The organism is Kitasatospora sp. NPDC086009 (genome assembly GCF_044540385.1).
Taxonomy (GTDB): domain Bacteria; phylum Actinomycetota; class Actinomycetes; order Streptomycetales; family Streptomycetaceae; genus Kitasatospora.
Map to the genome: position 1 here is coordinate 1159861 of NZ_JBITSA010000001.1, position 17628 is coordinate 1177488.

23 protein-coding genes and 1 pseudogene are annotated in these 17628 nt (G+C 72.6%); 10 read left to right on the forward strand and 14 right to left on the reverse strand.

The genetic code is table 11. The features are described 5' to 3' along the window. Window positions 1-119 precede the first annotated feature (119 nt). Window positions 120-602 (reverse strand): GNAT family N-acetyltransferase, encoded by a 483-nt coding sequence (locus tag ACIF6L_RS05130; protein ID WP_396491267.1) that lies wholly within the window; start codon window positions 600-602, stop codon window positions 120-122. A gap of 164 nt (window positions 603-766) precedes the next feature. On the opposite strand from ACIF6L_RS05130, the gene ACIF6L_RS05135 reads away from it, so the two are divergent. Further along, a complete protein-coding gene (locus tag ACIF6L_RS05135; protein ID WP_359840000.1) occupies window positions 767-1252 on the forward strand; it encodes an LURP-one-related family protein in 486 nt (161 codons plus the stop codon). Window positions 1253-1315: 63 nt separating this feature from the next. Here the strand turns inward: ACIF6L_RS05135 and ACIF6L_RS05140 are convergent, their stop codons facing one another. Further along, window positions 1316-2545: a glutathionylspermidine synthase family protein gene (locus ACIF6L_RS05140; protein WP_359840377.1), complete on the reverse strand. Its 1230-nt coding sequence runs from the start codon at window positions 2543-2545 to the stop codon at window positions 1316-1318. A gap of 5 nt (window positions 2546-2550) precedes the next feature. Beyond that, window positions 2551-2898 carry a hypothetical protein gene (locus tag ACIF6L_RS05145; RefSeq protein ID WP_396491204.1) on the reverse strand — a complete coding sequence of 116 codons (348 nt, stop codon included), beginning with the start codon at window positions 2896-2898 and terminating at the stop codon, window positions 2551-2553. A gap of 160 nt (window positions 2899-3058) precedes the next feature. On the opposite strand from ACIF6L_RS05145, the gene ACIF6L_RS05150 reads away from it, so the two are divergent. Continuing rightward, complete coding sequence (locus ACIF6L_RS05150) at window positions 3059-3481, forward strand: DUF350 domain-containing protein (RefSeq protein ID WP_396491205.1); 423 nt, start codon at window positions 3059-3061, stop codon at window positions 3479-3481. A gap of 129 nt (window positions 3482-3610) precedes the next feature. On the opposite strand, the gene ACIF6L_RS05155 is transcribed toward ACIF6L_RS05150, so the two are convergent. Then, window positions 3611-3970: a winged helix-turn-helix transcriptional regulator gene (locus ACIF6L_RS05155; protein ID WP_396491206.1), complete on the reverse strand. Its 360-nt coding sequence runs from the start codon at window positions 3968-3970 to the stop codon at window positions 3611-3613. Window positions 3971-4067: 97 nt separating this feature from the next. Between ACIF6L_RS05155 and ACIF6L_RS05160 the strand changes: the two genes are divergently transcribed. Beyond that, window positions 4068-4970, forward strand: a complete 903-nt coding sequence (locus ACIF6L_RS05160; protein ID WP_396491207.1) for an NAD(P)-dependent oxidoreductase — start codon at window positions 4068-4070, stop codon at window positions 4968-4970. 34 nt (window positions 4971-5004) lie between these two features. Here ACIF6L_RS05160 and ACIF6L_RS05165 read toward each other — a convergent pair whose 3' ends face one another. After that, complete coding sequence (locus tag ACIF6L_RS05165; protein ID WP_396491208.1) at window positions 5005-6060, reverse strand: aldo/keto reductase; 1056 nt, start codon at window positions 6058-6060, stop codon at window positions 5005-5007. A gap of 374 nt (window positions 6061-6434) precedes the next feature. On the opposite strand from ACIF6L_RS05165, the gene ACIF6L_RS05170 reads away from it, so the two are divergent. Further along, entirely contained in the window at window positions 6435-7391 is a 957-nt protein-coding gene (locus tag ACIF6L_RS05170; protein ID WP_396491209.1) for a class I SAM-dependent methyltransferase, read from the forward strand. 45 nt (window positions 7392-7436) lie between these two features. Here ACIF6L_RS05170 and ACIF6L_RS05175 read toward each other — a convergent pair whose 3' ends face one another. Together ACIF6L_RS05175 and ACIF6L_RS05180 are read right to left on the reverse strand one after the other, a co-directional pair. Next, window positions 7437-7757 carry a DMT family transporter gene (locus ACIF6L_RS05175; protein ID WP_396491210.1) on the reverse strand — a complete coding sequence of 107 codons (321 nt, stop codon included), beginning with the start codon at window positions 7755-7757 and terminating at the stop codon, window positions 7437-7439. A 62-nt stretch (window positions 7758-7819) separates the two neighbouring features. After that, window positions 7820-8230 (reverse strand): DMT family transporter, encoded by a 411-nt coding sequence (locus ACIF6L_RS05180; RefSeq protein ID WP_396491211.1) that lies wholly within the window; start codon window positions 8228-8230, stop codon window positions 7820-7822. A 126-nt stretch (window positions 8231-8356) separates the two neighbouring features. Here ACIF6L_RS05180 and ACIF6L_RS05185 point away from each other — a divergent pair, with 126 nt between their 5' ends. Continuing rightward, entirely contained in the window at window positions 8357-8824 is a 468-nt protein-coding gene (locus ACIF6L_RS05185; protein ID WP_396491212.1) for a MarR family winged helix-turn-helix transcriptional regulator, read from the forward strand. Window positions 8825-8983: 159 nt separating this feature from the next. Beyond that, window positions 8984-9313 (forward strand): divalent-cation tolerance protein CutA, encoded by a 330-nt coding sequence (cutA, locus tag ACIF6L_RS05190; protein WP_329489001.1) that lies wholly within the window; start codon window positions 8984-8986, stop codon window positions 9311-9313. A gap of 70 nt (window positions 9314-9383) precedes the next feature. Here cutA and metG read toward each other — a convergent pair whose 3' ends face one another. From metG to ACIF6L_RS05205, 3 genes are all read right to left on the reverse strand, one after another. After that, on the reverse strand, window positions 9384-11114 hold the full coding sequence (gene metG / locus ACIF6L_RS05195; protein ID WP_396491213.1) for a methionine--tRNA ligase: 1731 nt from the start codon (window positions 11112-11114) through the stop codon (window positions 9384-9386). A gap of 210 nt (window positions 11115-11324) precedes the next feature. Next, on the reverse strand, window positions 11325-12500 hold the full coding sequence (locus ACIF6L_RS05200) for a damage-control phosphatase ARMT1 family protein (RefSeq protein WP_396491214.1): 1176 nt from the start codon (window positions 12498-12500) through the stop codon (window positions 11325-11327). A 24-nt stretch (window positions 12501-12524) separates the two neighbouring features. Continuing rightward, window positions 12525-13475, reverse strand: a complete 951-nt coding sequence (locus ACIF6L_RS05205) for a phosphotransferase family protein (protein WP_396491215.1) — start codon at window positions 13473-13475, stop codon at window positions 12525-12527. Here ACIF6L_RS05205 and ACIF6L_RS05210 point away from each other — a divergent pair. The 3 genes and pseudogenes from ACIF6L_RS05210 to ACIF6L_RS05220 all read left to right on the forward strand — a co-directional run. Beyond that, window positions 13433-13675, forward strand: a complete 243-nt coding sequence (locus ACIF6L_RS05210) for a DALR anticodon-binding domain-containing protein (RefSeq protein ID WP_396491216.1) — start codon at window positions 13433-13435, stop codon at window positions 13673-13675. The two genes, ACIF6L_RS05205 and ACIF6L_RS05210, sit on opposite strands and share 43 nt — an antisense overlap. A gap of 379 nt (window positions 13676-14054) precedes the next feature. Then, complete coding sequence (locus tag ACIF6L_RS05215) at window positions 14055-14576, forward strand: hypothetical protein (protein ID WP_396491217.1); 522 nt, start codon at window positions 14055-14057, stop codon at window positions 14574-14576. Beyond that, a pseudogene (locus ACIF6L_RS05220) lies at window positions 14551-14787 on the forward strand (hypothetical protein); the annotation flags it as partial. The gene ACIF6L_RS05215 and the pseudogene ACIF6L_RS05220, both read left to right, overlap by 26 nt. A 56-nt stretch (window positions 14788-14843) precedes the next feature. Here the strand turns inward: ACIF6L_RS05220 and ACIF6L_RS05225 are convergent. From ACIF6L_RS05225 to ACIF6L_RS05235, 3 genes are all read right to left on the reverse strand, one after another. Then, window positions 14844-15032 (reverse strand): DUF397 domain-containing protein, encoded by a 189-nt coding sequence (locus ACIF6L_RS05225; RefSeq protein WP_396491218.1) that lies wholly within the window; start codon window positions 15030-15032, stop codon window positions 14844-14846. Window positions 15033-15109: 77 nt separating this feature from the next. Continuing rightward, on the reverse strand, window positions 15110-15304 hold the full coding sequence (locus tag ACIF6L_RS05230; RefSeq protein WP_396491219.1) for a DUF397 domain-containing protein: 195 nt from the start codon (window positions 15302-15304) through the stop codon (window positions 15110-15112). Window positions 15305-15310: 6 nt separating this feature from the next. Beyond that, on the reverse strand, window positions 15311-16165 hold the full coding sequence (locus ACIF6L_RS05235; RefSeq protein WP_396491220.1) for a helix-turn-helix domain-containing protein: 855 nt from the start codon (window positions 16163-16165) through the stop codon (window positions 15311-15313). A 309-nt stretch (window positions 16166-16474) separates the two neighbouring features. Between ACIF6L_RS05235 and ACIF6L_RS05240 the strand changes: the two genes are divergently transcribed. Next, window positions 16475-16891, forward strand: a complete 417-nt coding sequence (locus ACIF6L_RS05240; protein WP_396491221.1) for an ATP-binding protein — start codon at window positions 16475-16477, stop codon at window positions 16889-16891. Between the two features lie 76 nt (window positions 16892-16967). On the opposite strand, the gene ACIF6L_RS05245 is transcribed toward ACIF6L_RS05240, so the two are convergent. Next, the gene (locus tag ACIF6L_RS05245; RefSeq protein ID WP_396491222.1) at window positions 16968-17570 is read right to left on the reverse strand and encodes a GNAT family N-acetyltransferase; all 603 of its coding nucleotides are present in this window, start codon (window positions 17568-17570) and stop codon (window positions 16968-16970) included. Between the last annotated feature and the right edge of the window lie 58 nt (window positions 17571-17628).

The window sequence follows — 17628 nt, forward strand, 5'->3', positions numbered from 1 at the left end:
ATGGCCGACCGTGGCCGTTCTTGACCATCCGGTGGTGGAGTGTGACGGTTCCGTGTGCCCGGAGCCGGCTCGGGACCGGACCGCGCTCGGGAGTGGATCCGCTCAGGACCGGGCCGCGCTCAGGACAGCGGCGCCGAGCGCCAGCGGACCTCGCCGTCCTGCCGCTCGTCGGTGGGGCGCAGGCCGAGCGCCCGGGCGACGGCGGCGGAGGCCCGGTGGTCGGGATGGACGTGGGCGAGGACGGTGGTGACGCCGGACGCCCGGAGGTGGTCGAGCAGGGCGCGCGCCGCCTCGGTGGCGAGGCCGCGCCCCTGCCAGGGGGTGCCCAGGACCCAGGCGATCTCGGCGGTGTCCGGGCCGATGGTGGCCTGGACGTAGCCGGTCAGCCGGCCGTCGGCGCGCAGCCGGAGCACCCAGTTGCCCCAGGCCTCGGCGGGATCGGGAGAGCCTGCCGCGAGCCGGGCGTAGCGGGCCCGCAGGGCGTCGGCGGTGGCCGGTCCGCCGCCGGTGAAGGTGTAGAGGTCCGGGTCGGCGAGGGCGGCGGCCATCCCCTCGGCGTGCTCGGGGCCGATCGGCAGCAGGTCCAGGCGCTCGGTACGCAGGACGGCGGCGGTGACGTCGGTGTCGTCGGTGACGGCTGCGGCAGCGGTGACGTCGGACGGATCGGAGCGGTCCACGGGCCCATTCAACTCCGTCGTGTGGCGGTGCTTCGCACGGGGAGGCCGATCGGGTCGAATGGATCGCACGTCCACGCGAAGGAGGCGGTATGCGGTACCTGGTCAGGGAGAAGCTGTTCGCGATCGGTGACGACTACTGGATCGAGGACGATCAGGGGCACAAGGCGTTCCTGGTGGACGGCAAGGTGCTGCGGCTGCGCGACACCTTCGAGCTGAAGGACGCCGACGGCCGGCTGGTCGCGGTGGTGAAGGAGAAGGCGTTCACCGTCCGGGACGCGATGAGGATCGAGGACGCCGACGGCGAGGTGGTGGCGACCGTCCGGGAGAAGCTGTTCACGCCGTTCCGCGACAAGTACCTGGTGGAGCTGGCCGGTGGCGGCGAGCTGAAGGTCCACGGGGACCTGATCGACAAGGACTACCGGATCGAGGACGAGCACGGCGACGAGCTCGCCCGGATCTCCCGCAAGTGGTTCCGGATCCGTGACACCTACGGCGTGGAGGTGGCCGACGGCGCGGACGTGGGGCTGCTGCTGGCCGTCGCCGCCTGCGTGGACCACCTGACGGCGCAGGACTGACCCGGGTGGTCCGCGGCGGGTGCGGGACCGGCCGGTCCCGCACCCGCACCCCTCACGGGCCGGTCAGACGATGACGTGCGGCAGGAAGCGGGCGCCCTGGTGGGTGATCGGGCTGTCGTCCGTCTCGCGGATGCCGAGGCCCGCCGCCTCGCCGTCGATCACCCAGGTGCCGAGTACCGGGCGGTTGCCGTCGAAGTCGGGCAGCGGGTGGTACTGCTGGTAGCAGTGGCCCTCGGCGCCGTAGCGGTCCGGGTCGCCGGCCCAGTCGGCGAGCCGGGTCTCGGCGCCGTCCGGTCCGACGATCCGGATGCCGGCGCCCTCCCGGCCGAGCAGCGGCTTGGCCGCGTACCCGGGGCCGCCCGGGTCGGCGAGTTCACGCGGGCCGTCCAGGTAGGCGGGCAGCAGGTTGGGGTGGCCCGGGTAGAGCTCCCAGAGCACCGCCAGCAGCGCCTTGTTGGAGAGCAGCATCTTCCAGGCCGGCTCGATCCAGAGGGTGGAGCCGGTGCCGCCGCCGTGGTCGATGACGTCCAGCAGCTGCTCGCCGAACTCGTCCTCGGCCAGCCACTCCCACGGGTAGAGCTTGAACGCCGAGCGGATGAAGCGGTGTTCGAGGTCGACGAACCGGCCGGAGAGGCCGTCCCAGCCGATGTCCTCCATCGCGATGCCGACCGTCTCGATGCCGGCCTGTTCGGCGCACTCCTGGAGGTAGAGGGTGGTCATCCAGTCCTCGCCCTCGGTGTCGCCGCGCGAGTGGGCGAAGTGCACCGGGCCGGACGGCAGCAGGTGCTTCTGCCGGGCCCAGGACGCGACCAGCCGCTCGTGCAGCGAGTTCCACTGGTCGGCGGCGGGGAAGCGCTCCTCCATCCAGAACCACTGCGGGCCGGCCGCCTCGATCAGCGAGGTCGGGGTGTCGGCGTTGTACTCGAACAGCTTGGCCGGTCCGGTGCCGTCGTACGCGAGGTCGAAGCGCCCGTAGAGGGCCGGCTGTTCGGCGCGCCGCCGCCAGGACTCGGCGACGGTCATGGCGAGCCGGGGGTCGGTGATCCCGTAGTCCGCGAACCGGCCGGTGCGGACCACGTGGTCGGCGGCCGCCAGGCACATCACATGCAGTTCCTCGACCACCTCCTCCAGCGCCTCCACCTCGGGCAGCGAGAACTCGTAGTACCCGCTCTCGTCCCAGTAGGCGTGCGGGCCGCCCTGGTTGCAGGGGTCGGAGCACATGGCGTAGATCAGGCCCTGGCCCTCGACGGTGGCCAGCCAGTCCGGGCGCGGGGCGATGGTTCTGCGGCGCACCGCGGTCAGCCCCCGCCCGAGCCGCTGGAGCCGGCGGGGCAGCCGAACCCGCCGCGCTTGGTGGCGGCCTTGTCGAAGGTGCCGCCGAGCGCGGTGGTGCCGCCGGAGCCGCAGTAGTACCAGCGGCCGGCGGCGGTGGTGGTGCCGCCCGTGCACGCGTGGCTGTCGAGCACCTTGAGCGTCGTCGGGTCGACGCAGCGGCTCGGCGGGGTGCCGCCGCCGGAGGAGCAGCCGGAGAGCGCCAGGGCGAGGGTGCCGACCATGCCGAGGGTGACGAAGCCCGAGCGGCGCCGGGCGTCCGGCCCCGGGCTGCCGGTGCCGGTGGCTGTGGTGGGGGACTGGGACGGCGTCATGGCGCCCGATGGTACGCGTGGGCCGGGATGGTACGGGAGGGGCCCCGGATTCCTGTTCCGGCCACGCCCGATGGGATATGTTTTGCCGATCCTTGACGGTCGGACCGGGCCGAGCCGGACCGGGCGGCCTCCAGTGAGCGGACACGGGGGACGAACACCCATGAACGACATCCTGCACGGCCTCGGTGCGGCGGCCGCCTTCGGCGCCGTCGGTGTGGTGCTGCTGCTCCTCGGCGTCGGCCTGGTCGACGTCCTGACGCCGGGCAGGCTGGGCCACCAGATCTGGGTGGAGCGCAACCGCAACGCCGCTGCGGTCCTCAGCTCCGCGCTGCTCGGCATCGGCGGCATCGTCTTCACGGCGATCATGTACACCTACGAGGACTTCGGCAAGGGCCTCGTCTCCACGGCCTGCTTCGGCCTGCTGGGCCTGGTGTTGATGGCCGTCGCGTTCTGGGCGGTGGACGTCCTGACGCCCGGCAAGCTCGGCGCGATCCTGGTCGACCCCGAGCCGCACCCGGCGGTCTGGGTCACCGCCAGCTGCAACATCGCGGTGGCGGCGATCGTGGCGGCCGCGATCGCCTGAGCCGCCGTCGGAGGCCCGCGCGCCCGCCCCCCCCCCCGCGGGCTCGGGACCACGCCGTCCGACCCGCGCGCCGTTCGACCCGCGCGCCGTACGGGCCCGCGCGCCGTACGGGCCCGCGCCGTCCGGGCCCTACGCGGCTCCCCCGCCGGGGTGCGGGGCCCCGCCGAGGACGTGCTCGCGGCCCCAGGCCCCCAGCGGTGCCAGCGCGGCGTTGAGCCGCGCCCCGACCGGCGTCAGCGAGTACTCGACGCGCGGCGGCACCTCGTCGTACGCCTCGCGGCGCACGATTCCGTCGGCCTCCAACTCGCGCAGATGGGCGGCGAGCACCTTCTCGGTGATCCCCGGCCCCAGGCGGCGCAGCTCGCCGAAGCGGCGGTTCGGCCGCTCGTCCAGCGCCCAGAGGATCAGTACCTTCCACTTGCCGCCGATCACGTCCATCGCCGCGTCGATCCCGCAGACGTACCCGCCCGGCCTCGGCACCGTCGCCATGCCCACCCCTTCCGACCTGCTCGCTCACCCCAGGGTAACCACCCACTTCGAGGTGCGTACTTGTCCGCCGGCGGCCCGGGCGACGAGCCTGATCGGCATGGCAGAGAACAGCATTGACCCCGTGTCGAAGTCCACCCCCGCTCCCTCCCTCACCCTGCTCGGCCTCGGCGCGATGGGCACCGCGCTGGCCCGGGCCTGGCTCGCCGCCGGGCATCCGCTGACCGTCTGGAACCGCACCGCCGCGCGGGCCGAACCGCTCGCCGCCCTGGGCGCCACCGTCGCCGCCACCCCCGCCGAGGCGGTCGCGGCCAACCGCCTGGTGGTCGTCTGCCTGCTCGACGACGCCTCCGTCGAGGCGGCGCTGGACGGCGTCGACCTGGCCGGCCGGGACGTGGTCGACCTCGTCACCAGCACCCCCGGCCTGGCCCGCGCCCGCGCCGCGTGGGTCGAGCAGCGCGGCGGCCGCTACCTGGACGGCGGGATCATGGCCGTCCCGCCGATGATCGGCGTTCCGGAGGCCGGTCCGTACGTCTTCTACAGCGGCTCGCAGGCGCTGTTCGAGGAGCACCGCGACACCCTGTCCGTCCCGGCCGGCACCCGCTTCGTCGGGGCGGACGCCGGGTTCGCCGCCCTGTACGACGTGGCGCTGCTGAGTGCCATGTACGGCATGTTCGCCGGGGTGGCGCACGCCTTCGCGCTGATCGGCGGGGAGGCGGTGGCCCCGAGCGACCTCGCGCCGCTGCTGACCTCCTGGCTCCGGGCGATGGCCGACTCGGTGACGGGGACCGCCCTGCAGCTGGAGAGCGGTGACTACACCGTGGGCGTGGTCTCCAACCTCGCGATGCAGGTCGCCGGCACGCCCACCTTCCTGCGCACCGCCGAGGAGCAGGGTGTCAGCGCCGAGCTGCTCGCCCCGTACTTCGCGCTGATGGCCCGCCGGCTCGCGGAGGGCGCCGGGGCGGAGGACCTGACCGGCGTGGTCGACCTGCTGCGCCGGTAGGCGGAGCGGGCGGGCGGGCCGGCGCTCGCCGCCCTCAGCCCGCCGCGCGGTCGGTCCCGGGGCGGCGGCGCAGCGCCGCGTCGGTGAGGGCGGGCGGCTGCCAGACGCCGTCCGGGTGGTAGACGTTCGTGCCGGGCGCCACGATGGCGTCGATCCGGTCGAGGGCGGCGTCGTCCAGGGTGAGGTCGGCGCCCTTGAGGGCCGCCGCCAGCTGCTCCCCGGTGCGCGGGCCGATGATCACCGAGGTGACGGCCGGGTGCGCGAGCGGGAAGGCGAGGGCCAGTTCGGGCAGGGTGCGGCCGAGGTCCTCGGCGAGCGCGGTCAGCTCCTCGACGGCGTCCAGCTTGGCCACGTTGACCGGCAGCGCGGGGTCGAAGCGGCCGGGGTGGAGGGCGGCCCGGCCGGTGCCGAGGTCGATCGGGCGGCCCTTGCGGTAGCGGCCGGTGAGGAAGCCGGAGGCGAGCGGGCTCCAGGTCAGCGCGCCCATGCCGAGCCGCTGGACGGTCGGCAGCACGTCCCGCTCGATGCCCCGGGCGAGCAGCGAGTACGGCGGCTGCTCGGTGCGGAAGCGGGGCAGGCCGCGCCGCTCGGCGACGTGGTACGCCTCGACGATCTCCGCGGCGGGGAAGGTCGAGCAGCCGAAGGCGCGGATCTTGCCGGCCGTGACGAGGTCGCCGAGTGCGGAGAGGGTCTCCTCGATGTCGGTGGTGTGGTCGGGCCGGTGGACCTGGTAGAGGTCGATCCGGTCGGTGCGCAGCCGGCGCAGGCTCTCCTCCACCTCGTGGATGATCCAGCGCCGCGAGTTGCCGCCCCGGTTGCGGCCCTCGCCCATCGGGAAGTGCACCTTGGTGGCGAGGACGACGTCGTCGCGGTTGCCGCGGCTCTGCAGCGCCTTGCCGACGATCTCCTCGGACTCGCCCGCCGAGTACATGTCGGCGGTGTCGACGAAGTTGATGCCCTGGTCGAGGGCGGTGTGGATGATGCGGACGCAGTCGTCGTGGTCGGGGTTGCCGACCGCTCCGAACATCATGGTGCCGAGGCAGTAGGCGCTGACCTCGATGCCGGTGCCGCCGAGGATGCGGTAGCGCATGGTGCTGGTCCCCCTGCTGTGGTGGGTGGCCGTCCCCGGCCGGGAGCCGGGTCGCTCGCCCCCGACGGTAGATCTTGGAGTGCACTCCAGGGCAAGGGGCGGCGGCGTCCCGTCGGTGACCGGCTCCGGCGTGACCCCGGTGGTCGCCGCGCGTCGTCCGGTGTCGCACCGGGGACCGGCCGGGGCACGGTTTGCGGAACCGGCAACAAAGCTTGCCGATGATGCGGGGCCCGTCGCAGGCTGGCGGTGCCGGCGACCGCACCGGTGGGGCCGCCGCCGGGGTCCGCCGCCGGGGCCCGCCACCGGACCCGCTGCCGGGCTCGCCGGACCCGACGCCGACGCCGAAGCCGCCACCGACCTGAACGGAGCACCCCATGCACCGCCCGCACCACCACGACGCCCCCGCTCCCGCCCCCGCCCCCGCTCCCGAGTCGGCGAACGCCGACGCGCACGGCCATGGCCACAGCCACGATCACGGCCACCACGGCTCCGGGTCCGACCCGGACTGGGCGGCGCTCGTCACCTACCTGGAGCGCGAGGGCGAGCTGAACACCCCCGCGTTCGTCGGGGCCGCCGGGTGGCTGGGCGAGCTGATGGACGGCATCCCCGTGGGGCGGGTGCTCGACATCGGCAGCGGCCCGGGGGTCGTCGCGACCGTGCTCGCCGATGCCTTCCCGGCCGCCGAGGTGGTCGCCGTCGACCAGTCCGCCGCCCTGCTGGAGCGCGCGGTGGCCCGTTCGTCCGGCCGTGTCACCGCCCGGCAGGCCGAGCTGCCCGCCGAGTTCGGCGGGCTGGGCACGGCCGATCTGATCTGGTCCTCCCAGGCGATCCACCATCTCGGCGACCAGCAGGCGGCGTTGACCGAGCTGGCCGGCTCGCTGCGTCCGGGCGGTCTGCTCGCCGTCGCCGAGCGCGGCCTGCCGCTGCGCTTCCTGCCGCGTGACCTCGGCCTCGGCCGCCCCGGCCTGCAGGCCCGGTTGGACGCGACCCATGAGGACGTCTTCGCCGCGATGCGCGCCCAACTCCCGGGCTCCGTTGCGGAGGTGGAGGACTGGCCGGGCATGCTGTCCCGCGCGGGCCTCACCCCGGCCGGCTCGCGTACCTTCCTGGCGGAGTGGCCGGCCCCGCTCGCCGCCCCGGGGCGCGAGCACCTGTACGCCCATGTGGAGCGCCGCCGCGCCCAGGTGGACGCGGGCCTGGACGCGGAGGACCTGGCCACTCTGGACGCCCTGCTCGACCGCGAGGCGCCGACCGGCATCCTGAACCGCCCCGACGCCTTCTACCTCACCGCCATCACCGTCCACACCGCCCGGGCGGCCGGCACGGCCTGACGGGGACCGCCCGGGCGGGCGCGCGGACGGCGCGCCCGCCGCCGGTCAGAGGCCGGAGGCCAGCTTCAGGGTGACGGCGCCGGCGATGATCGCAGCGAAGGAGAGCAGCTTGGGGAGCGTGATCCGCTCCTTGTAGAGCACGGCGCCGAGGACGACCGTGCCGATCGAGCCGAGGCCGGTCCAGATGGTGTAGCCGACGCTGACGTCCAGCGTCCTGAGCGCCAGGCTGAGTGTGAAGATGCCGCCCGCGGCGGCCAGCAGGGTGAGGACGGACGGCCAGAGCTTGGTGAAGCCGTGGGTGGCGTTGGTGCCGAGGGCGAAGACGATCTCGAAGACGACGGCGATCGCGAGGAAGGTCCAGGCCATGACGGTGGGCTCCTTGGGTGGTGGGGCGGCGGGGGAGGGCGGGGTCGGTCGGCTGCGCGGGCTCAGGCGGTGGCCGGCCGCTCGGCCTTCCCGGCCGGCCGGCCGGTGCCCCCGGTCGGCTGCCCGGCGCTCCCCGCCGGCTGCTCCGCGCCGCCGGGGCGGTCGGAGAGCTTGAGGCCGAGCACCCCGCCGATGATCAGGACGAAGGCCGCCGCCTTCCCGGGGTTCATCGACTCGTGGAAGATCACCGAGCCGAGGACGACGGTGCCGACCGAGCCGATCCCGGTCCACACCGTGTAGCCGACCCCGACGTCCAGGGTCTTCAGGGCGAGGCTGAGGAAGAAGATCCCGCCCGCCGCCGCCCCGGCGGTCAGCAGGGACGGGACCAGCACGGTGAAGCCGTGGGTGGCGTTCGTCGCGAGGGCGAAGACGACCTCGAAGAGCGAGGCGATCAGCAAGTAGATCCAGGCCATGGGAGAACCCCCGGGTTCGTCGCGGATAAGTGATTGCATGTATGTGCAAATTGATGTCGACTGGGCAAGAGCATGCATGTACAAGTAACCTGTGTCAATCCGCCCCGCCTGTGCCAGGAGCAGCCCATGGACCCGGAACCCAGCCCCACCAGCGGCGACCCGGACGCCGGGCCGTCGGATTCCCGGATGTGGAGCCGGCTCACCGCCCTCCACGCCCATGTCGAGGGCCGGCTCGCCACCGCCCTCCAGCGCCGGCACGGGCTCGGCCTGTCCGAGTACCGCGCCCTCGGCTTCCTCTCCGAGGCCCCCAAGGGCGAGCTGCGCATGCAGGACCTCGCCGCCGTCCTCGGCCTCAACCAGAGTTCGGTCACCCGACTGGTCGCCCGCCTGCACACCGCGGACTTCACCTACCGGGACCTCTGTCCGGACGACAAGCGCGGCGTCTACACGGTGATCACCACCGCCGGCCGCGCCCGTCACCAGGAGGCCCGCGCCACCTACGAGGAGACCCTCGGCGCCGCCCTGGACGAGGAGGCCGCCGCCGCCCCCGACCTCGCCCCGCTCCTCGGTACGGCGCGCCGCTCCCTCGGCTGAGCGCACCACCCGGCCGCTCCCGCACCCGCACCCCGCTCACCCTCGCGCGCAGGAAGTCGGCCCGGCCGACTTCCTGCGCGGCCCGGTGCCGAACGCCGGGCGCGACGGTGCCACACGCCGCGCGGCCCGGTGCCGAACGCCGGGCGGTACGGTCGCCGCATGGCAGCTTCGAACCCCGATGTCGTCGTGGTCACCACCACCCACGACGACGAGTCCAAGGCCCGCGCCCTGGCCGCCGCCGCGGTGCGCGAGCGGCTGGCCGCGTGCGCGCAGCTCTACCCGGTCCGGTCGGTCTACCGCTGGGACGGCGAGGTGCGGGAGAGCGCCGAGTGGCGCGTCGACCTCAAGACCCGCGCCGGGCTCACCACCCGGCTCACCGCGTTCATCACCGAGCACCACGACTACGACACCCCCGAGGTCGTCGCCGTCCCGGTGGTCTCCGGCAGCGGCGACTACCTCGCCTGGGTGGCCGCCGAAACGGGCCCCTGACCGGCCGTCCTCGCAGGAGCGGCCCCCGTCGCCGACCGGCGACGGGGGCCACCACGCCTACGGTGTGCCGCTACTCACCGCCGCCGAAGCGGGCGGTCCAGGCGGCCAGGTCCTCGTCGGTGATCTTGGCGAACAGCACCGGCGGCACGGTGAACGCGGTGCCCGCCGGCACGAAGTCCAGCGCGCGCGCCTCCTCGGCGCTCACCCACGCCCGGGTGCGGGCCGGGGCGTCGTCCGCGAGCGCGAACGCCTCGCGCATGGCCTGCGCCGCCGCCGGGATGAACGGCTCGGAGACGACGGCGTAGAGGTGGATCAGGTTCATCGCCGTCCGCAGGGTCAGCGCGGCGGCCTCGGGGTCGGTCTTCACCTGGAGCCAGGGCGCCTTCTCGTCCAGGTAGGCGTTGCCGGCGCTCCACAGCGTGCGCAGGCTCTGCGCGGCCTTGCGGAAGTTCAGCGCCTCCAGCTGGGTCTCGTACTCGGCCAGCAGGTCGGCGATCTGCGCGCCCAGCCGCTGCTCCGCCTCGCCCGCCGCGTGCCCGGCCGGGACGTCGCCGCCGAACCGCTTGCGGCTGAAGGAGAGCACACGGTTCACGAAGTTGCCGAGGGTGTCGGCGAGGTCCTTGTTGACGACCGAGGAGAAGAGGTCCCAGGTGAAGCTGGAGTCGTCCGACTCGGGGGCGTGCGCCATCAGGAAGTAGCGCCAGTAGTCGGCCGGCAGCAGCTCCAGCGCGACATCGGTGAAGATGCCCCGCTTCTGGCTGGTCGAGAACTTGCCGCCGTAGTACGTCAGCCAGTTGAAGGCCTTGACGTAGTCGACCTTCTTCCACGGCTTGCGCGAGCCGAGCAGGGTGGCCGGGAACATCACCGTGTGGAACGGGACGTTGTCCTTGGCCATGAACTCCGTGTACCGGACGGTGTCGTCGGCCTCGTACCACCAGGACTTCCAGTCCCGGGTCTCGCCGCCGACCGCCGAGTCCGCCCACTCCTTGGTCGCGCCGATGTACTCGATCGGGGCGTCGAACCAGACGTAGAAGACCTTGCCCGCGGCCGCCAGCTCCGGCCACACGTCGGCCGGCACCGGAACGCCCCACTCCAGGTCACGGGTGATGGCGCGGTCCTGCAGCCCCTCGGTCAGCCACTTGCGGGCGATCGAGGACGCCAGGACGGGCCACTGGTCGCCGTGCGCGTCGACCCACTCCTCGACCTGGTCGGTCAGCTTCGACTGGAGCAGGAAGAGGTGCTTCGTCTCGCGCACCTCCAGGTCCGAGCTGCCGCTGATCGCCGAGCGCGGCTCCAGCAGGTCCGTCGGGTCGAGCACCCGGGTGCAGTTCTCGCACTGGTCGCCGCGCGCCTTGTCGTAGCCGCAGTGCGGGCAGGTGCCGACGATGTACCGGTCCGGCAGGAACCGCCCGTCGGTGACCGAGTACACCTGGCGGATCGCCCGCTCCTCGATGAACCCGTTGGCGTGCAGCTCACGGGCGATCTCCTGGGTGATCTCCCGGTTCTGCTGCGAGGAGCTGCGCCCGAAGTGGTCGAACGACAGCCGGAACCCGTCGTAGACGGCCTTCTGCTGGTCGTGCGCCTGCGCGCAGAACTCGGCGACCGGCAGCCCGGCCTCCTGCGCGGCCAGCTCGGCCGGCGTCCCGTGCTCGTCGGTGGCGCAGATGTACAGCACCTCGTGCCCGCGCTGGCGCAGGTACCGGGAGTAGACGTCCGCCGGGAGCATGGACCCGACCATGTTGCCCAGGTGCTTGATCCCGTTGATGTACGGAAGGGCGCTGGTGATCAGGTGCCGAGCCATCCTCGGATGCTCCAATTTCTCCCGCACGCACCCCAGCCCGGAGTGCCGTGACAGGCGCAGGGTCTGGGGGCCGCAACGGAGTCCCGGCACGCGCGGCCGGACTCCGGGCTGCCACACAGAGCGAAGGTCCACTGTGGGCGTGCGCAGTGTATCGAAGCCCGGGCGACCTCCTCCCGCCCTTTTCACCGCTCGGACGGCGCGCGGCCGCCGTCAGCCCGCGGCCGCCCGGCGGTGCACCTGGACGACCGCGTGCCGGCCGGTGGTGCGCCACGGAGCGCCGGTGGCCTCCAACCGGGCGAGGACGGCGGGTTCGACGCCGACGACCACGTCCGACTTGAGCGTCCGCAGCGCCGCGACGGAGGACGGGAAGTGCGCCACCGCCGCCGCGAACGGCGTGGTCGGCGGCCAGAGCCGGTCGCCCACCAGGCGGCGGTAGTTGAGGTCGCCCTTGAAGACCGTCATGGCCGCCCCGGCGAACTCCGCCCGGAGGCCGGCGGGCAGGTCGTGGAAGGTCAGCGGCGCGCAGAAGAACGCGTCGGCGCGGACGGTGAGTTCACCCGTGCCGAGGGCCCGCCACAGCCGCCGGCCGATCGCCGCCGCCCGGGGCGTGGGCGCCGCCCGCAGGCGCTCGACGGTGGCGAGCAGGTCGGCCGGGGTCGCGTCCGACACGAAGTACGGCCGGGGCTTCACGTACAGCGCCACCTCGGCGGCCAGGCCGTCGTCGAGCAGGTGGTCGATCAGCACCAGGTCCGGCAGCAGCTCCCGGCCGGCGTTATCCGCGACGACGCAGACCCGGCCGCCGCGGGTCCGCTCCAGCTCGGTCCAGAACAGTGCGCTGTCGTCGGCGACCAGCTCGGCGACGGGGCCGTCGTCGGCCGCCGTCAGCCCGAAGCTCAGGTCCGCGCGGTTGCCCCACAGGGCCGACGTCACCAGGGCGCGCGCCCGCTGCCGGGGTGGCAGTTCGCCCAGCGGCTCCAGCGCGGCCAGCTCGTCGTCCACCGCCGGGCCCGCCAGTTCGGCGGCCTTGAACGGGCCGAACGGGTCGATGCCCTGCCAGGCCCCGGGGCGGAAGTAGCCGGTGGCGTCGAGCAGACGGTGGTAGAACCAGTTCTCCGCCCACAGGAACGGCGCCTCGCCCCACGGCCGGCCCCAGAGCCCCTCGCCCCACGCCAGCCACCGCTCCCGGTCGTGGACGCCCGCGCCCGGCGGCGTCAGGACGCCCGCGGTGCTCTCCACCAGCAGCCGCTCCACCGCCGCCCGCTCGCCGGGACCGTACGGCAGCGCGTCGAGGACCTGGCCCAGGAGCTTCGGGTGGCGCTCGTGGAACACGCTCCAGGGGAAGGAGCCGGGGACGTCACTGCGGATCAGGGGCGCGCTGGTCGGCACGGGCGGCTCGTCTCTGTCGATCGGTCAGCGCCACCCGGTCCGGTGGGCGATCCAGGCCCGTCCGACCGCCGCCATGCGGGCCTGGTAGTCGCGCAGGTACGGCACACCGGGCGGGGCCGGGAGGCGGGAGTTGCGCTCCCAGTATCCGGCCTGGGCGACCGCGAACGAGGTGACCGCCTCCGGCGGGGCGCCGTGCCAGGAGGCGGCGCGCCCGATCAGCTCCTCCGCCCGGCCGGCGGTGTGGCCGGCCCGGATCAGCTGCGGGACGAGGAAGGCCGGGTCGATCCAGGCGGCGCCCTGGTGGAGGTAGGTCCAGTCGACGGCGAGGGCAGCCCCGTCGCGCATCAGCATGTTGTCGGCGCGCAGGTCCACATGGAGGAGGCAAGCGCCGCCGGAGTGGTCGAACCAGTCGTGCTCGACGGCCGCCAACCGCTCGACGTGGCGCGCGGACCACGGATCGAGCTCGGCCTGCTCCTCGGCCAGGAGCCGCCAGCCGTGGAAGCGGTCCCCGAGGGAGGCGGCGACGGTCGGCCCGTCGGGTACGGGGGACGGGTCGACGGTCGCGGGGAGCAGGTCGAGGAGCTTCAGTACCGCCGGGAGGTCGGGCGAGCCGGGCCCGAGGTCGGGGTGGCCCCCGGCCACGTCCTCGAAGGCCATCAGCAGCCAGCCGCCGCCCTCCCAGGAGTCGATCATCCGCGGCGCGGGCACCCGGGGCCCGAAGCTGCGGTTGACGGTCGCCTCGGTGGCGTACGTCGGGTGGACGGGGTGGTCGGCGGCGACGCCCTTGAGGAACACCGCCCGCCCGTCCGCGAGCCCGGCCCGCACGGCGAGCCCCGGGCTGAACCCGCCCGCCTGCGTCACGGCCGCGGCGACGGGCGAGCCGAGCACGGACTCGACGGAGTCCCGGACGGCCGCCGGAAGCGCCTCCCACGATGGCCGCACGGAGGTACGGGAGTAGAGATCGTTCGAGGCCACAGCGCCTTCCCGGCTTCGAGTACGTCGTTCGCCCGAGCGTAGTCCGGGTCCCGGAACCGGCTCCACCGACTTCTACGGGAGCACACCGGGCAGAGACTTCGGCCGTGCGGGCGAACCGGTTGGCCCTGTGCCGGCTGACCGCGCGGACGTCGGCCCGGGGCCTGGACCTGTTCGGCCTCCAGGCCCCGGATCGGATGTAGCCCTGGCGGGCGGGGCCCGCTCCCACCGGAGGAACCGCGCGGCGCTCGCAGGAGCCGACGTCGTTGGCCGCCGTCCTGCCGAGTCCGGCGGCCCCGGACCATCCGGGCCCGCCGGGTGACCAGCGTCCCTGCTCGCTGCCCAGGAAGTCGGCCGGCCCGACTTCCTGTGCAGCCGGGCCCGGCGCCCACGATGACGCTTCAACCACCTAGTTCGTAGCCCGGTCGTCCTTGTCCGTTCCCCGAACACGGCCAACTCCTGCGGACCGCGCAGTAGTGCAACAAGTACGTAGTGGCAAGGCCGTTGGTGTCGCTCATGCTTCCCCCTGCGTGGGGTGTGGATCGTCTAGCCTGGGTGCTCCCCGAGGCCATCGGAGCACTCGTGTATCGCATGCGCCCCGCAGCTCTCAGCGATCGAGGACGGATCGAGGAGTTTGCCTCGCGCCGCTTCGTCTGGATGAAGCGGGCCGGACACGAGCCGTGGCCACAGACTGCGGAGCTGATCGCCAGCAGGGCCGGTGACGGGGTCGCCCCGATGTGGGTCATCACCGGAGCCGACGACATCGCCCTGGGGTGCACCATCGTTCTGGACAGCCTGGGGCGGGCCGTATTCACCGACGAGGAGCGCGCCGAGGAATCGCTGGTCCTCGTGAGCACGCTCACGGACCCGGCCACGATCGGAGAAGGGTTGGGCTCCCGTATCGCCTGGTGGGCGGTGGACCGGGCCGGCCGTGAGGGCAAGGCGTGGGTGCGGCGCGTCACCTCCGAAGAGGGCCTGGTCCGGTATGACAAGTCCCAGGGCTTTGATGTGGTCCGCGTCCGGGAGTTCCAGGGCCGGCCCGTCGTCGGAATGCAGCGACGGGCGCAGCTCCTCGGCCCCATGGACCGGCTCATCGAGAAGTGACGACGAGGCTGCGGGCGAGGTGAGCGCCGGCAATACGGCGAAGCTCAGCCGCGAGCAGAAGGGCAGGTTCGTCGCGCTCTGCTGGATTGCCCAGATCCACAAGCACATCGAGAATCCGAAGCCGGGCTATGTCGCGGACTGGGACGCGCTGCCGGAGTGGCAGCAGAAGACGGACGCGGACATCTTCGAACACATTGAGGCGACCGCCTGATCACGGGCTGTTCCGGTGGCCCCTTGCGCGCGCAAGGGGCCACCGGAACGATTCGCTCAGGCGACGAAGTGGTCGAACTCGCCGGCCTTCACGCCGAGGAGGAAGGCGGCCCACTTGCGTGGGGTGGTGCGGACGATGATGTCGCCGGTGCCGGGATCACGGATTTCGACCATGTCGTCGGCGGTGCGGACTTCGAGGGACTCGTGGGCCTCGCCGCCGAGTGAGGCCTTCTTCCAGTCGTTCATACTCCTCAACCCTTCAGATCGGTGGACTTGACCCGGCGGCCCCTCGCGGCCTGCGAGGGGCCGCCGGAACGATTCGTCTAGGCGCGGCCGAAGTGGTCGAACTCGCCGCGCTTGACGCCTTCGAGCCAGAGGGCGAACTTCCTGGGCGTGGTGACGACGATCGAGTCGGGGTCGTCGGACTCGCGGATCTCGATCAGGCCGTTGCCTGCCACGCGGACCTCGACACACTGGTTGCTGTTCCCGCTTGCGGAGGACTTCTGCCAGTCGCTCATGGCCCGCTAGCCCTTCAGGTCGGTCATTATGTGGCGGATGAACTCGCTGGTCTCCGACGGGCCGAGCGCGATGGTCTCGGATTCGGCGACGATGGCGCGGTACGAGTCCAACTCTGCCTCCGCGTGAATGAATTGCGGACCCTGTGTGAGGTCGATCTGTACCGTGTCCAGTTCGGGTACCGCGCCCTGCGCGAAGAACAGGTCCTCGCCCGATCCGGGGTAGGTGTCGACGCTGAAGGGGATCGCCCGGATGGTGATTCCGGGGCGGTCGGCGTCAGCGAGCAGCCTCGCGAGCTGGCCGCGGAGGACAGCGGGCCCGCCGAACTGCATCCGGAGAGCGGCCTCATGGATGAAGGCGGTGAACGGGCTGGCACCGTCGGCGAGGATCCGCTGGCGCTGGGCACGGAAGGCCGTCCGTACCTCGGCGTCATGGCGGGGAAGTGGCGGACGGAGCCGGGTGAACATGGCGGCGGAGTATCGGTCGGTCTGAAGCAGTCCTGGAATCGAGACCGTGTTCAGCACCAGCAAGGACTCGGCGTGGTGCTCAAGTTCGGCGATGTCGAGCATGCCATTGGGTACCCTGCCGCGGAAGCTGTGCCACCAGTGCCTGCCGCGATCGTGGGTCATCAGCGTCAATGCCTCAATGAGCGCGGTGTTGCTGCACTTGCTGTTGACAGCCCAGGAGTTGAGGCGGTCCGCGCTGATCCCGGACTTGCCGTTCTCTATCTGGGAGATCTTGGGTACGTCGGTGCCGAGGGCTGCTGCCATGGCTTTGGGGGTCATGCCCGCGTGCTCGCGCATCTTGCGCAACTCGATTCCGAGCCGCTGCTGGCGCACGGTCGGGGACAGGCGGGGTGGCACGCTTTTCTCCCCTCGGTCGCTGCTTCCGGTGCAGTCTGCCGCCCCACTCTCAGCGGGTCCACCTGTGGGGGTGTCGGGCCAAGGAGGGTCCCTCGTTGGAGTGAAGAGAGCGAGCTTCAGTAGCAAATCTTGACCCTCTGAGCCTACCTTCACTCCTAGAGGGCCTGACGAACTGACAGGAACTCCGAAGTGCACCCCGGGTGGGCGTGCAGGCTGCCGACGCCTGCCCTCCTCATCGTCGGCGGGGGCAAGCCACGGGGGGTGGCCCTCTCCTCCGCACCCTCACCTCAACTGGACTGGAGACAGTCGATGTTGCTCCCGCTCCTTCGCCCGCCGGCCTCCGACCCGGCTGTCGAGTTCAGGCTCGACCTCTTCCCGCCGGCCCTGCCGGAGATCGTCGGGGCGCTCCGCCGCCTCCTGCGCGACACCCTCCGCAGCATCGGCCTCGACTCCGACGCCCCCTGCCTCGTCCTCTCCGAGCTGGTCGCCAATGCCCTGGTCCACGGTGACGGCCCGCCGACCGTCGTGCTCGAACTCCGGTGCGGCAGGCTCTACATCGCCGTCTCGGATGCCTCCGCCGCCCCCGTCGTCCGCCCGGATCCGAACGACTCCCGTACAAGCGGACGGGGGCTTGACCTCGTGGCCGGGCTTGCCGATGAGTGGGGTGTGAAACTCATCGGGTCGTACGGCAAAGCGGTGTGGGCCGTGGTGGCGGTCGGCGGCTGATGGGCGTCGTCCTGCTGGCCGGACTGCTGGCGTCGGTGCTCTTCGTCGGCGTCGTCGCGCAGCTCATCGCGCACCGTCAGCCGCGGGAAAGGCGCTCCACCAGGCGGGACTTGGCCGCCGGCCACTCGTCCGCCAGCATCGAGAAGTAGGCGCTGTCGCGCCAGACCCCGTTGGCCCGCAGCTTCTCCCGGCGGTGAATGCCCTCGTACTGAGCCCCCAGCCGCAGGATCGCGTTGCGGGAGCGGTCGTTGAGCGCGTCCGTCTTCCAGAACACCCGGCCCATGCCCAGGTCCTCGAAGGCGTGGACGAGCAGCAGCAGCTTGGCCTCGGTGTTGATCGCCGTCCGCCAGGCCGACCGGGCGTACCAGGTGCCGCCGATCTCGACCAGCTCGTTCTGGGCGCTGAAGTCGTAGTACCCGGTGATGCCGACGGCCCGCTCGCTCGCGAGGTCGATCACGGCGAACTTCACGGCGGTGCCGGCCGCCACCTCGGCCAGGCGGATGTCGAGGACCTCGCCCAGCTCCTCCTCCGTCGTCGGCGGGTGGAACGGGATCCAGCGCCAGACGTCCGGGTCGGGGCCGACGGTGGCCCACAGGTCGGACGCGTGGTCCCGGCTCAGCGGCTCCAGGCGGACGTGGCGGCCGGTCAGGGTGACGGGGGCAGGCAGTTTCGCAGTCATGATCCCGAAAGTAGCCAAACTCTGCACTAGATGCAAGAGATTATTGCACTAGTGCAGA

Excerpts from the sequence above, each read along its gene's own strand:
- ACIF6L_RS05135 (WP_359840000.1), top strand. The coding sequence starts at position 767 with ATGCGGTACCTGGTCAGGGAGAAGCTGTTCGCGATCGGTGACGACTAC.
- ACIF6L_RS05145 (WP_396491204.1), bottom strand. The coding sequence starts at position 2,898 with ATGACGCCGTCCCAGTCCCCCACCACAGCCACCGGCACCGGCAGCCCG.
- ACIF6L_RS05150 (WP_396491205.1), top strand. The coding sequence starts at position 3,059 with ATGAACGACATCCTGCACGGCCTCGGTGCGGCGGCCGCCTTCGGCGCC.
- ACIF6L_RS05155 (WP_396491206.1), bottom strand. The coding sequence starts at position 3,970 with ATGGCGACGGTGCCGAGGCCGGGCGGGTACGTCTGCGGGATCGACGCG.
- ACIF6L_RS05160 (WP_396491207.1), top strand. The coding sequence starts at position 4,068 with ATGGCAGAGAACAGCATTGACCCCGTGTCGAAGTCCACCCCCGCTCCC.
- ACIF6L_RS05165 (WP_396491208.1), bottom strand. The coding sequence starts at position 6,060 with ATGCGCTACCGCATCCTCGGCGGCACCGGCATCGAGGTCAGCGCCTAC.
- ACIF6L_RS05170 (WP_396491209.1), top strand. The coding sequence starts at position 6,435 with ATGCACCGCCCGCACCACCACGACGCCCCCGCTCCCGCCCCCGCCCCC.
- ACIF6L_RS05175 (WP_396491210.1), bottom strand. The coding sequence starts at position 7,757 with ATGGCCTGGACCTTCCTCGCGATCGCCGTCGTCTTCGAGATCGTCTTC.
- ACIF6L_RS05180 (WP_396491211.1), bottom strand. The coding sequence starts at position 8,230 with ATGGCCTGGATCTACTTGCTGATCGCCTCGCTCTTCGAGGTCGTCTTC.
- ACIF6L_RS05185 (WP_396491212.1), top strand. The coding sequence starts at position 8,357 with ATGGACCCGGAACCCAGCCCCACCAGCGGCGACCCGGACGCCGGGCCG.
- cutA (WP_329489001.1), top strand. The coding sequence starts at position 8,984 with ATGGCAGCTTCGAACCCCGATGTCGTCGTGGTCACCACCACCCACGAC.
- metG (WP_396491213.1), bottom strand. The coding sequence starts at position 11,114 with ATGGCTCGGCACCTGATCACCAGCGCCCTTCCGTACATCAACGGGATC.
- ACIF6L_RS05210 (WP_396491216.1), top strand. The coding sequence starts at position 13,433 with ATGGCCGCACGGAGGTACGGGAGTAGAGATCGTTCGAGGCCACAGCGC.
- ACIF6L_RS05225 (WP_396491218.1), bottom strand. The coding sequence starts at position 15,032 with ATGAACGACTGGAAGAAGGCCTCACTCGGCGGCGAGGCCCACGAGTCC.
- ACIF6L_RS05230 (WP_396491219.1), bottom strand. The coding sequence starts at position 15,304 with ATGAGCGACTGGCAGAAGTCCTCCGCAAGCGGGAACAGCAACCAGTGT.
- ACIF6L_RS05240 (WP_396491221.1), top strand. The coding sequence starts at position 16,475 with ATGTTGCTCCCGCTCCTTCGCCCGCCGGCCTCCGACCCGGCTGTCGAG.
- ACIF6L_RS05245 (WP_396491222.1), bottom strand. The coding sequence starts at position 17,570 with ATGACTGCGAAACTGCCTGCCCCCGTCACCCTGACCGGCCGCCACGTC.